This window comes from Vannielia sp., from assembly GCF_029212645.1.
Taxonomy (GTDB): domain Bacteria; phylum Pseudomonadota; class Alphaproteobacteria; order Rhodobacterales; family Rhodobacteraceae; genus Vannielia.
The window spans coordinates 39,597-52,779 of record NZ_JARGND010000005.1; the positions used below are offsets into that span (position 1 = coordinate 39,597).

Genomic DNA, 13,183 nt, shown 5'->3' on the forward strand with positions numbered 1-13,183 from the left:
AATACAACCAGCGCCGCCTTTCGAGCCACCACCGTGGCAAGCCTGCGCCTTTCACGCGGCGGCTAGTCCGTACCTTTCAGCGTGGGCGGCGGGCGGCGGAAGATCTCGCGGAAAATCCCCGGTGTAAGCACCGAAAGCGGGTTCACGCTCACCTTGGGGGCCGAGGCAGGCCCGGTCATCCGGTAGTTAAAGCCAAACAGCCCCTCGCCCTTTTTCGAGATGATCTGGCCGATGCCATTCACCACGTAGATCGGGGAAAAGACCCCCTGAACCTGCATGTAATCGCGGTTCATGTCATAAAGCCCGGCCACCGAAATCCCCAGCGACGGGCCAACGCCCGAGCCTTTGGTGATCTGCACCGCGCCGGGCGTGAGCACAAAATCCACCTCCGAGTGGGTCAGCAGGATGCCTGCGGCCTGCAACTGCTCGAGCAGGCCCACAACCGAGATCGCATTCAGCAATGCGGCCAGCCCCGGCGCGCTTTGCACCCGCACGTTTTTTACCCTGAGGGCGCCGTCATAAACACCGGGCTGGCGGCGCGGTGTGAGGGTGAGTTCCATTGAGCCGCCCTTGGCCTTCCGGAACAGCCCCGCCGCGCGAAACACCCGCCCCGCATCATCCGAGCCAAAGCGCACCGCTGTCTTGCCGCGCACCGGCACCAGCGTGCCAGAGATCGGCGCCGCGCCGTTGACCAGCCCCTTGAAGCTGCCGTTCAGCCCGCCGCGCGATTTGAGATCGGCGGAAAACCCGGTCAGCGCGATGCTGTCGGAAATTACCAGCCGGTCCAGCGCAAGGCGCATCGGCGCGCCCGCCGTATCGCCGCCACCGCCCTGCCCGAAGGAGGTTTTGCGGATGTCGACCCAACCACCGCTCACCCGCACCGCCGGAGTCACCCCCCGGCCCCGCCCGGTGAGCGTGACCGGCGCATCAATCCAGGCTCCCGCCTTTACCCGGCTGAAGGTGGCCGCCTTCAGCCCGCCACCCGGGTTCAGCGTTACCTTGCCTTCCGCCATCAGCCCCGGCGCTTTCAGCGAGAGGTTCGAAATCACCGCAGGCTCGCCAAGCTGGCCTTCGACCCGCAGCGATCCCTTGGCCGATTTGCCCATCGACCAACCCAGCTCGGATATGCGCAGGCCCATCCGGTTGAGATCAGAGGCGAGGGTAAAGCGCGGCGCCCGCCCCTGCGCCAGATCAATCGCAAACTGCCCGGTGCCCGCGCCCGAAACCATGCCACGCGGCAGGCCGATATTGAACTTGTCGACAAAGGCCTGGCTCAGCTCGATCGTGCCCTCTACCCGGCTGCCCGCCTTGGGGGTTTTCAACGGTTGCACCCATGTCGCGGTGATCGGCAGCCCCTCAATCCGACCCGGCCCGGTGATCATGATCTCCTCGTTATGGGCCACCACATCCAGCGCTTCCGCCGTCAGCACGCGCCCCGGCACCACCTTGGACGAGCGCACGCCGCTCAGCTTGCCAGCCACCCGAAACTGGATGCGCTCCTTGGGGGCATTTTTCATCAGCGGGAAGGTCACAAGCCCCTCCAGCGCGGCGCGCCCGGCAGCAATATCCACAGGCTGCTTCGCCTTGGTCAAAAAGTGCCACGGCTCTTGGTCCAGCAGGCTCAGCGCGGCGGTGATGCTGCTTTCGGTGCGCAGCTCGATCTCGCCCTGCGCCGGGATTTTGGTGATATCGGGCACCCGCAGCACCGAGCCTGTCACATCCACCATCCCGCCCTCGGGAGCGGCCATCTGGCCCTTGTCGAGCGACAGCGTATAAACATTCCCCGAGATCGAAGAATAGCCGCTCGCCCCTGTCACCGGCGGCAGCGTGGGCAACGGCACCACCTCTCCGTCGCGGAACTCATAAACCACGTTGACCAGCGGCGTTTCAGCCCCCGGCTGCATCCGCAACGCGCCCTGCACGTTAAAAAGCTCGCCCGCCAGAACCCGCTCGGAAATCCAGTTGCGGGTTTTCGAGGCCAGCGGCAGCGGCCACAGATCAAGGAGCCGCTCATGGCTCATCCGGTCCACCGCGAAATCAAGCGAGGCTTCCCAGCCCTCCGGCCTTGGTCGCACCGCGCCGCTGGCATTCAGCGTCAGGTCATCCCGGCTCAGCGCCATTTGCCCGATCACAAACTCAAAGGGATCAAGCGTCAGCTTCATATCCAGCGCGCCCCGGTCAAATTCCGCCTGCGTGCGCAGCAGCCCGGTTGGGTTCAGCCGCACCTTCTGGAATTGAAGCTGCGCGATCATGCGCGTCGGCCAGCCGGTGTCCTCGATCCCCTCCAGATAGGCATGGCCCGTGGCGCTGAAAGCCCCGTCCGGCCCGGCGAGGCGCAGCTCGTCAAACACCACCCGCGCGTCATCCGGCTGATAGTGGAAGTAACTGCGCCCGCCGTCAAAACCCACCGGCGCTTGCCCCTGCCCCGGCTCGATCTGGCCTGCGCCAATTTCGAGCTGCCCGGCCAGCTCGGCAAGAGCGCCGTCCTCATTAACCCGCGCGCGGAAGGCGCCCGAAATCGGCGCGTCCAGCAGTGCCAGAAAGGCCGTGGCCGGGCTTTGCGCGGCAATGTCGCGCGCTGAAACGCCATCCACCCGCACCCCCAGTTCCGCCGCGGTCGAGTTGCGCTCGGAGGCGAATGTCAGCTCCACCGCTGCCGGGACAACCTCAAACGCGCCGGAGCCAGCCCCCGCGGGCGCGATACTTGCCGCATGGTCCCGCTCCTCGGCCCAATCGGTTTCTTCCTGCGGCAGCTCACCCGCCAGTTGCAGCGCCAAACGGCCCGAGACATTGCCCGCGTCCTGGCGCACCACCAGATCCCCGTCATAAAGCACCCACTCGCGCGTGGAGCGGGCATCAAACACCTCCAGCACCATGTCGGTGGCGGCAATTTCCTCGATCGGGGCGAGGCTTGGCAGGGCAAACATGCGGTCAATCGCGTCGATCAGTTCGGCAAGGCTGCGCCCCGAGCCGCCCAGATCAAGCGCCACATCCCCCAACTCCAGATCAAAAGTGCCATCGGCCCGCCTTGAAAGCCGCGCCGCCGCGCCCTCCACCTGCACCGCCCTCGGCTGGATTTGCCCGGCCAGCAAAAGCCCCCGGTCAAGGCTCGCGCCAAAGGCCGGAACATGCAGCATCTCGGTGCCGTCAACGGCCAGAATATCTACATCCCTAAAGCTCACCCTCGGCAGGGCGGTGCGCGAAAAGATGATGAAAAGCTCGCCCACGTTCACCGTGGCGCCGCCCATGCCCTCGGTCAGCTCGGCCTCCACACGGGCGGCGAGCCAATCGGGCGCGGGCAGCTCCTTGCCCGCCAGCACAAACACCATCACCGCCACCGCCAGCACCACGATTACCACCACATCCAGCGCCCAGATGAAGGGTTTGGCGATCATGTGGCGGCGGCGCTTGTGGCGCGGCTTGGGCGTTGGTTTGGATCGTGGCGCGCTTTGCTCCTCTGTCGCCTCTCCCGGCTCCGATGGGCGATCCAGCCCCAGCCGCTCTGGCCGCGCCTCCACCGCCACCGCCTCGCCCCTGTGCCCTTTGGGCTGCCCAAGCGCGGGGGCGGCACCAGAGTCGGGCGGGGTGTCACCGTCCAATCCCAGCTTTTCGGGGGAGGGCACCTGCCCCGCCGCCTTGGCGCCCGCATCATCGCGCGCCACCGCACCAAGCGCCTTTGGCGGCGCTGCGCCGCTCACCTCTGCCGGGCCAATCCAGCGGCTCGCGCGGCCTTCTTTCACAGCCTGTTCCGCCTCGGCGTCAGCATCACGCCGGCGGGCCAGGGCTGGCTGGCCCTCACCCTCTTGCGGCTCCGCAGTCTTTTGCGGCGAGTTTTCTGGCGGCGTCATGGGCCGGGTTTACCCTTGCTTTGCGGCACGTTGGCCTATCTGCTCTTAACGCCTATACTCGCAATTTCCGGCGCTCTTTTGAAGCGCAATCCAATGTTGGGAGAAACCACCGTGCTCACCGGCCAATCCGCGCCCGATTTCACCCTGCCCCGCGACGGCGGCGACGAGGTTACTCTGTCTGCCCTGCGCCCCGGCACCGTGGTGCTCTATTTCTACCCGCGCGATGATACGCCCGGCTGCACCACCGAGGCGCTTAAGTTCACCGCCGCCAAGGAAGATTTTGCCGCCGCCGGGGCGCAGGTGCTGGGCATCAGCCGCGATACCGTCGCCAAGCATGAGAAGTTCTGCGCCAAGCACGCCTTGGGCATTCCGCTGCTCTCGGATGGTGATGGCGCGGTCTGCGAGGCCTATGGCACATGGGTCGAAAAAACCATGTATGGCAAGAAAAGCATGGGGATAGAGCGCTCGACCTTCCTGATTGACGGCACCGGTGCCGTGGTGCGCGAGTGGCGCAAGGTGAAGGTCAAAGGCCACGTCGATGAGGTGCTCGAAGCGGTGCGCGGCCTGTGACAGCAAGCCTCGCCGAACTGGCCGATGCGGTGTTGCGCTGCCCCGAGGGGCGCGGCAAGGCGGCGCTGTCTCGCCAAAACGCGGCGCTCTGGCTTGAAAGCCGCGCCGCCGATGCGCCGCTTGAGATCGGCACCGCGTCCCCGCCCGATATGCCCGCCCGCCCCGCCGCGCCCGAGCTGCTGGCACCGCGCGATGTGCCCCGCCGCAAGCCCGGCTCGCCGGATGGGCGGCGCGCCATGTTGCACGCCATCGCCCATATCGAGCTGAACGCGATTGATCTGCATTGGGATGTCGTCGCCCGCTTCACCCATATCCCCATGCCGCTTGGCTTTTATGATGACTGGGTGCGCGCCGCCGATGATGAATCCCGTCATTTCAACATGATGTGCGACTGTCTTGAAGCGATGGATAGCCACTATGGCGCGCTTCCCGCCCATGCGGGCATGTGGCGCGCCGCCGAAGAAACCGCGCTTGATCTGCCCGGCCGCCTTGCGGTTGTGCCCATGGTGCTTGAGGCCCGCGGCCTGGATGTGACGCCGGGCATGATCACCCTGTTCGAGCAGGCCAAGGAGCGGGGTGCCGTCGATGCGCTCAAGGTTATCTACGCCGAAGAGGTCAGCCATGTGGCCTACGGTGCCAAGTGGTTCAACTGGATCTGCGGGCGTGACGGGCTGGACCCCAAGGAGGCGTTTCACAGCCTCGTGCGCCGCTATTTTCCCGCAGGCCCAAAGCCGCCCTTCAACGAGGAAAAACGCGCCGAAGCCGGGATGCCGCCTGATTTCTACTGGCCGCTGGTCGAAGGTCGCTGAGAAAGCGCGCCCACTTGCGGCACGCCGCCGCAGCTTCGCCCCGCAACCCCTCTGAAATCGGCGAAAAATTGCCGAATCGCTCCCTCTGACCAACAGGCGCCTGCCGCCGCCACGGCAACCGGGTTGCCAGCCCCTACGCGTGCACTGTAACACAGGGCATGTTCGGCATCGCTGGGGGCGTGATCGAACCATTGTTGGGGACGGGAAACAGGAATGAACCATTGAAAGCACGCGTCTTGCATCGCTTGCATAGCGTCATCGAACGCCGCTTGCCCGAACAACGCTTGTTCCTGCGCTCGGACACCGACACTCGCTTCATCCGGCTTCGCTCGGAAACCCAGCTAATCGCACTCACAGGCTCCGCTCTCGTTGTCGGCTGGGCCATCATCGCCACCGCCGTTTTGCTGATGGATTCCATCGGGTCCGGCTCGATCCGCGAGCAGGCCAAGCGCGAGCAGGTCGCCTATGCCGCTCGCCTCAATGAGCTGTCCGCCCAGCGTGACGCCCGCGCCGAAGAGGCCGCCGCCGCGCAAGAGCGCTTCAACGCCGCGCTTGATCAGATCTCTGTCATGCAGTCGCAATTGCTGGCCTCCGAGGATCGCCGCCGCGAGCTCGACACCGGTATCGGCGTGATCCAGGCCACCCTGCGCCGCACCATGAAAGAGCGCGACGCCGCCATGAAGGTGCGCGACGAGGCCCTCGCCACCCTTGAAGGCGCAACCGGCTCGGCAAAAACCACCGATGGCCGCCTCGCCGATGTGGAAGGCACCGTTGATTTCCTCACCGCCGCGCTTGATAGCACCGCCTCCGAGCGCGATGCCATGGCCACCTCGGCCCGCTCCGCGCGCGAAGAAGCCCAGCGGCTGGAATTTGAGCGCGAGCTGATCCTTGATCGCAACAACCGCATCTTCACCCAGCTTGAAGAGGCGCTCACCGTCTCCGTCAAGCCGCTCGACAAGATGTTCCGCGATGCCGGCCTGCCACCTGACTCGCTGATCAAAACCGTCAAAAAGGGCTACTCCGGCCAGGGCGGCCCCCTCACCCCGGTCACTTTCTCGACCAAGGGGATGCCGCTCGACATGGGCCAGAACCGCGCCAACCGCATCCTCAAAGGCCTTGAGGAGATGGATCTTTACCGCATCGCCGCGCAAAAAGCGCCCTTCGCGGTGCCGGTAAAATCGGCCTTCCGCTTCACCTCGGGATTCGGCCCGCGCTGGGGGCGGATGCACAACGGCACCGATTTCGCGGCCTCTTACGGAACGCCGATCTATTCCACCGCCGACGGTGTTGTTATCCACGCCGGGCGGCAATCCGGATACGGCAACCTCGTGAAAATCCAGCATGAGTTCGGGATCGAAACCCGTTACGCCCACATGAGCAAAGTTCGCGTGAAAGTCGGCCAAAGGGTCTCGCGCGGCGACCGGATCGGTGATATGGGAAGCACCGGACGCTCGACTGGCGTGCACCTTCACTACGAAGTGCGCGTTGGTGGCAAGCCGGTAAACCCCATGACTTACATCAAGGCAGCGAAAGATGTTTTCTAAAAGCAGGATCAACGAGCCTGGCAGCGGCCAAGGGGCCGACGCCGGCAAACCGGAAACCACGTCAACGGGCGGACCGCCGCCCAAGCAGGCCACCACGCCGCCAAGCTCCGGCAGCAGCTCTGCGCCCGTGTCCTCCGCCCCCAAGGCCAAGCCGCCAGCCTCCACGCTGTCGTCTGACCTCACCATCGTCGGCAACATCAAGTCGACCGGGGACATCCAGATCGAGGGCACCATCGAGGGCGATATCCGCGCGCACCTGCTGACCGTCGGTGAGGGCGCCACGGTGCGCGGCGAGTGCGTTGCCGATGATGTCGTGGTCAATGGCCGTGTCGTTGGCCGGGTGCGCGGCCTCAAGGTCCGCCTCACCTCTTCGGCCCGCGTTGAGGGTGACATCATTCACAAGACCATCGCCATCGAGAGCGGCGCCCATTTTGAAGGCTCCGTGCAACGCCAGGACGATCCTCTTTCGACCGGCAACACCGGTAGCGCCGCGCCTGTCATGCCCGCCTCCAAACAGGCTGGCGGGGCCGACAAAGGCTAAACCAGCCCGCAAATACCAGTTTACCAAAGGGCGCCTCATCGGGCGCCCTTTTTCCTTGGTCCCTGCCCTTGGTCCCAGCCCTTGGCCTACTCCGCCGGGTGGATCAGCGCCTTTTCATACAGGTGCCATGTGGCGTGGCCCAAAACCGGCAAGGCAATGAGCAGCCCGGCGAAAAACGGCACCATCGCCGCCAGCAGCAGCACCGCAAGCACCACCGCCCAAACCAGCATCACCAGCTTGTTCTCGCGCACCACCTCAAGGCTGGTCAGCATCGCGGTGATGAAATCCACCTCCCGGTCGAGCGCAAAAGGGATCGACACCACCGTCAACCCATAAAGCAACAGCGCCACCACCGCGCCAAAGATCACTTCCGCGACGATGAGTTGAACACCCTGCGGCGTGAAAAACGCCTCATAACTGCTGGAGATATTCATCAGCGCCGAGGGGCCAAGGAAGATCGCAAAAAGCATATGCGCAAAGAAGGTATAAAACAGAAAGTAGATCACGATGATCGCGCCGATCCACGGGATCTGCCTGGCACGCTCGCGCCACACACAGCCCAGCACACAGCGCCAAGTCAACCGTTCGCCCACCGCAAGGCGGCGCGACACGTCATAAAGGCCCACCGCCGCAAACGGGGCAACCAGCGGAAAGCCAAGACTCAGAATCAGCACCGTCGCCACCTGGCCGAGCGACAGCTTGACCATGGCAAACCCGCCAAAGGCATAGATCAGCGCAAAGAACAGGCCAAACTGCGGCGCCTTGGTAAAATCGCGCCAGCCCTCACGCAGGGCGGCCGCAAGGTCGCCAAAGTGCAGTTCGGCCACAACCGGCTTGGGCGAGGCCTCTGGCATCGCCACATCTGTTATCTCTGCCACCTGGTCCTCCCCGCCTGCCTGCTGCCCGTGCGCTTTCACGGCCATTAGGCATGGCGCAGGCCGGGGGATCAAGGCGCAAGCGCGGCAAAGCACGCGCGCCCCGCCCTTTCGCGGCTAAAGCGTTCCGCCATAACCCTGAATCACAGCTTTTGGCGAAGCGCAGGACGAGGCCGGAATGGTGCGCGCCTCGCCTTTATCTGATGTCTCAGCTCAAAGGCGTGGCGCTTCAGATCACCACCACCGGAGTGCCGCCACCCGGCGCGGCATGGGTGTCCTTGGGCACCACCGTCTGAAAGATCGGCAGGTCTTCGTTGGCCGGGTTCGCCTTGCAGTAAACGAAAAGCGAAACCACGTTCATCGCGGTCGAGGGATGGCCGGTCCGGTGCGCCGCGCCGCCACCGATTGGCAGGGTAAAGTTGACGTTCACCCTCATATCGGTGCCGCCGTCCAGCGTGGCCAGATGCGGCTGCATCGCGGCAGAGTTGAAAGCCTGCGCCAGCGCGGTGGCCATATCTGTCGCCGACATGGTCGAATGCCGCCCCACGTCGGGGGAGGGCAAGGGATGCTGGCGGCGCTGGTTGTTGCTGTGAACCCAATTTCCAAGGTGGTCCCTTGCGTGGAAGGGCGCGTTCAAATCGCTCTTGCGCCCATCATGAACAACCGCCTCAACGCGGGCCCTCTGGAACATAGGGTGGCTGGCAAGCTCCCCCTCTACCCCGTGTTTGGACGAATGGGCCGCAGGCCCCGATGGTGCGCTCACCGGATTGGCAAGCAGGCGTGTCAGTTCGTTCACGGTATAGGTCTGGCGTGCATATGGCATGGTCATAAAATCCCCAAATAAATGATCTAATAGATCACAGATGGGAGTTGTCTGACGCAGCGTCAATTGACGCGCTTCATTTATTCCCGCCGCCGCCAGCACATGGTTCAAATCGCAGGAAAAAAAGCAGCCCGGTATTCGGCCCGGTCTTCGCCCCGGCTTCGTGCCCAGTCCCGGCCCTACCCCTCGGCTTGCGCCTCGCTGCGCGATTTTCCGGCCACATCCTGCGCCAGAACCGACGCCATGAACCCATCCAGATCCCCATCCAGCACACCCGAGGTGTCAGAGGTTTCAAAGTTGGTCCGCAGGTCTTTGACCATCTGGTAAGGCTGAAGCACATAGCTGCGAATCTGGTTGCCCCAGCCCGCGCTGCCCTTGCTCTCATGCGCCTCGTTGATCGCCGCGTTCCGCTTGTCCAGCTCCATCTGGTAGAGCCGCGATTTCAGCGCTTTCATGGCGATATCGCGGTTCTGGTGCTGCGACTTTTCCGAGCTTGTCACCACAATCCCGGTGGGCGCGTGGGTGATCCGCACGGCGGAGTCGGTGGTGTTCACGTGCTGCCCGCCTGCCCCCGACGAGCGGTAGGTATCAATCCGAATGTCACTCGGATTCACCTCGATCTCGATGTTGTCATCCACCACCGGATAGACCCACACACTGGCAAAACTGGTCTCGCGGGTGCCCTTGCCAAACGGGCTGATCCGCACCAGCCGATGCACGCCACTTTCCGATTTCAGCCAGCCATAGGCATTGGGGCCGCTGATCTTGTAACAAACCGATTTGATCCCCGCCTCGGTGCCGGATTCCTCGCTCTGCATCTCTACCTTGTAGCCGCGCTTCTCGGCCCACCGCACATACATCCGCTGCAGCATCTGCGCCCAGTCGTTGGCCTCGGTGCCGCCCGCGCCCGCATTGATCTCAAGGAAGGTGTCATTGCCATCGGCCTCGCCGTTCAGCAGCGCTTCAAGCTCCTTGGCGGCGGCGCGCTTTTCCAGCACGATGAGGGCGTTTTCGGCCTCGGCCACCACCTCTTCATCCTCTTCCATCTCGCCCATCTCAACCAGCTCGATGTTGTCTTCCAGCTCCTGACGGATGCCGTGGTAGGTGGCCAGCGAATCCACCAGCATCTGGCGTTCGCGCATCAGCTTTTGCGCCTTGGCCGGATCGTTCCACAGGTCCGGGTCTTCGGTGCGGGCGTTGAACTCCTCCAGCCGGTGATCGGCGGTCTCCAGATCAAGCCGCTGGGCCAAAAGCTCCAGCGACTTTCTCACCGCATCCACCGCATTCTGTGCCTCGGCCCGCATATGCCCGCCCTTCTTTCCATGTGTCAGACCGCCTGATACCCCGCCCTGCGCGAGGGAGCAAGAAAGCCTGCCTTTTCTCAGCCGGAATTTCCCGATTGGCCCCAAGGGCGCAGGACCCCTGCCCCCATAGGGCGGGCACCACCCCACCCTTCAACGGCATACGCAATCGCTTGCGGGGGCGGGCCAACCCTGCCCCCGTTCACGATCAGCGGCTCAATAAAGCCCGCCGGAACTCAACGAACCAAAGCTGGCCTTGGGCGCAATCACCGCCTTTTTGCCGGTGGAGGTGGTCACCGCTGTGCCCGTCTGCTCCAACTCGTCTTCCCCGACCGCAAACATCGGCAGGTTGCTCCCCATGCCAAAGCCACCGTCAAGCATGGCGGCCATGCCAAAGATCGGCTCTTCGCCCTCGCGGAAGTATTCGGCCACCACGTTCGGCCCCGACGCCCCCGGCCCAAGCCGTGCGCCGGTGAAGCGGTCAATGTTCACCCAGTATCCGCCCGGCGGAACGGTGAACTTGCCGGCCCCATACTTGTCGACCGCCTTCTTCATGAAGCTGTTGAACACCGGGCCGCACATTCCGCCCCCCGAGGCACCCCGCCCCATGCTGCGCGGCCGGTCATAGCCAATGTAGCAGCCTGCGGCGATGGTGTTGGTGAAGCCCACAAACCACACGTCCTTGGCATCGTTGGTGGTGCCGGTCTTGCCCGCAATCGGGATATCGCCAATGCCCACCGTGCGCCGCGCGGTGCCGCGCTGCACCACGCCCTGCATCATCGAGGTCAACTGGTAGGCGGTGATCGGGTCAATCGCCTGTTTGCGGTTGCTGTTGATCCTGGGCAGCGTGCCGGGGGCCAGCGAGGCCTGGTCGCACTGTTCACACACCCGCTGATCGTGGCGATAAATGGTTTTACCCCAGCGGTCCTGCACCCGGTCCACCAGCGTTGGCTCCACCCGCTCGCCGCCATTGGCAAACATCGAATAGGCCGACACCATCTTGAACAGCGTCGTCTCCTGCGACCCGAGCGCATTGGCCAGGAAGGGGCCAAGACGGTCATACACGCCAAAGCTTTCGGCGTAGCTCGCCACCGTTTGCATGCCCACCTCTTGCGCGAGGCGAATGGTCATCAGGTTGCGCGATTGCTCGATCCCGGTGCGCAGCGGCGCGGGGCCATAAAACTTGTGGCTGGCGTTCTTGGGCCGCCACACACCCTGCGGCGTGTTGATCTCGATCGGCGCGTCCACCACGATGGTCGCCGGGGTGTAGCCACTGTCAAGCGCGGCGGCATAAACGAACGGCTTGAAGCTGGAGCCGGGCTGCCGGGTTGCCTGCGTGGCGCGGTTGAAAACCGAATGCTGGTAAGAGAAGCCCCCCTGCATTGCCAGCACCCGGCCGTTTTCCACGTCCATCGCCATAAAGGCCCCCTGCACGCGCGGCACCTGCCGCAGCGTCCAGCGAATAAAGCTGCCGTCCTGGGTCATCCGGCGCACATGCACCACATCGCCAAGCTCGAAATTGTCAAAGAAGCTGCCCTTCATCCAGGCAATGTCCTTGCGCGGCACCACGGTTGGCTCAGCGCCATCCATCGGCACGCCCTCTACGCCAAGGCGCAGCTGGTTTTCCTCAACGGCCAGCACCACGGCAGGATACCACTTCTGCTCAAGCTCCACATCGCGGGCCACCTTCACATTGGCCAGCGCCTCACGCCACGCGGCCTCGTCGCCCAAAAGGGCGGCATCAATGGTTTTGCCGGTGCCATTCCAGCGGCCAAGGCCACGGTCATAGCGCTCAAGCGCGCGTTGCAGCGCCAGTGCCGCCTCGGTCTGCAACTCCGGGTCCACCGTTGCGCGGATCGTCAGACCGCCGCCAAAAAACTCTTCCTCGCCAAAGTTGCGGCTGAGCTGGCGGCGGATTTCATCGGTGAAGTAATCGCGCGGCGGCAGCGCCTGTTTGAAGCTCTCGTAATCCCCGTTCTGCACGGTCTTCAGCTCCAGCAGGCGCTCGCTTTGATAGGTGTCATAGGTGATGTAGCCGTTCTCATACATCTCCTTGAGCACAAAGTTGCGCCGCCCGGTCGCCTTTTCCTTGTCGCGCACGGGATGGTAGTTTGACGGGGCCTTGGGCAGCACCGCCAGATAGGCCGCCTCGGCCGGTGAAAGCTGCGCCAGCGTCTTGTTGAAGTAGGTCTGCGCCGCAGCGGCCACGCCAAAACTGTTCTGCCCCAAGAAAATTTCGTTGAGGTAAAGCTCAAGGATCTTTTCCTTGCTCAGCGCCCGCTCCACCCGTGCGGCAAGGATGATTTCCTTCACCTTGCGCTCGGCAGACCGGTCGGAGCTCAGCAGAAAGTTCTTCATCACCTGCTGGGTGATCGTCGAAGCGCCGCGCAGCCGCCCGCCCTGCGCCGCATCAATCGCGGCCTTCAGCATCCCAAGCGGATCATAGCCCTTGTGGTGGTAAAAATTCTTGTCTTCCGCCGAGATGAAAGCCTGCTTCACCATCTCCGGAATCTCATCAGCCGGGGCGTAAAGGCGGCGCTCGCGGGCAAACTCATCCATGATCCGCCCCTCACCCGAGTATATCCGGCTGATGGTGGGCGGGGTGTATTGCGCCAGTTGCTCATGGCTCGGCAGATCGCGGCCATAAACCCAAAAGACAGCCCCCAGCAGCAGCCCGCCAAACAGCGCGCCTGTGGTGATCAGCGTGAAAAGCCCGCCGAGTATGCCGGTGATATAACGCAGCACCTGCCGCTCCATCTTTAGTGAGTTTGCTCGTTGCCCAGCTTATAGGCGAATTTGCCGCCCCGCGCAAAACACTTGCCGCAGGTTTTCCGGCAATTTGGCGCGCCTAAGGGTCACTTGGCCGTGAAAC

9 protein-coding genes are annotated in these 13,183 nt (G+C 63.9%); 4 read left to right on the top strand and 5 right to left on the bottom strand.

Annotated features, from left to right (window positions below):
* Positions 1-62 precede the first annotated feature (62 nt).
* Entirely contained in the window at positions 63-3,848 is a 3,786-nt protein-coding gene (locus P1U55_RS02870) for a hypothetical protein (protein WP_301045986.1), read from the bottom strand.
* Positions 3,849-3,941: 93 nt separating this feature from the next.
* Here P1U55_RS02870 and P1U55_RS02875 point away from each other — a divergent pair, with 93 nt between their 5' ends.
* From P1U55_RS02875 to P1U55_RS02890, 4 genes are all read left to right on the top strand, one after another.
* Positions 3,942-4,418, top strand: coding sequence for a peroxiredoxin (locus tag P1U55_RS02875; protein WP_301045987.1), 477 nt, complete (start codon positions 3,942-3,944; stop codon positions 4,416-4,418).
* Positions 4,415-5,227, top strand: coding sequence for a ferritin-like domain-containing protein (locus P1U55_RS02880; RefSeq protein ID WP_301045988.1), 813 nt, complete (start codon positions 4,415-4,417; stop codon positions 5,225-5,227). The genes P1U55_RS02875 and P1U55_RS02880 overlap by 4 nt, the downstream gene beginning before the upstream one ends.
* 221 nt (positions 5,228-5,448) lie before the next feature.
* Positions 5,449-6,771: a M23 family metallopeptidase gene (locus tag P1U55_RS02885; protein ID WP_301045989.1), complete on the top strand. Its 1,323-nt coding sequence runs from the start codon at positions 5,449-5,451 to the stop codon at positions 6,769-6,771.
* Complete coding sequence (locus P1U55_RS02890) at positions 6,761-7,312, top strand: polymer-forming cytoskeletal protein (RefSeq protein ID WP_301045990.1); 552 nt, start codon at positions 6,761-6,763, stop codon at positions 7,310-7,312. The genes P1U55_RS02885 and P1U55_RS02890 overlap by 11 nt, the downstream gene beginning before the upstream one ends.
* A gap of 86 nt (positions 7,313-7,398) precedes the next feature.
* On the opposite strand, the gene P1U55_RS02895 is transcribed toward P1U55_RS02890, so the two are convergent.
* The 4 genes from P1U55_RS02895 to P1U55_RS02910 form a co-directional block, all read right to left on the bottom strand.
* Complete coding sequence (locus tag P1U55_RS02895) at positions 7,399-8,190, bottom strand: DUF2189 domain-containing protein (protein ID WP_366943008.1); 792 nt, start codon at positions 8,188-8,190, stop codon at positions 7,399-7,401.
* A gap of 226 nt (positions 8,191-8,416) precedes the next feature.
* Positions 8,417-9,010 (bottom strand): hypothetical protein, encoded by a 594-nt coding sequence (locus tag P1U55_RS02900; RefSeq protein WP_301045991.1) that lies wholly within the window; start codon positions 9,008-9,010, stop codon positions 8,417-8,419.
* A gap of 179 nt (positions 9,011-9,189) precedes the next feature.
* Positions 9,190-10,314: a peptide chain release factor 2 gene (gene prfB, locus P1U55_RS02905; protein WP_301045992.1), complete on the bottom strand. Its 1,125-nt coding sequence runs from the start codon at positions 10,312-10,314 to the stop codon at positions 9,190-9,192.
* Positions 10,315-10,527: 213 nt separating this feature from the next.
* Positions 10,528-13,056: a penicillin-binding protein 1A gene (locus P1U55_RS02910; protein ID WP_301045993.1), complete on the bottom strand. Its 2,529-nt coding sequence runs from the start codon at positions 13,054-13,056 to the stop codon at positions 10,528-10,530.
* Between the last annotated feature and the right edge of the window lie 127 nt (positions 13,057-13,183).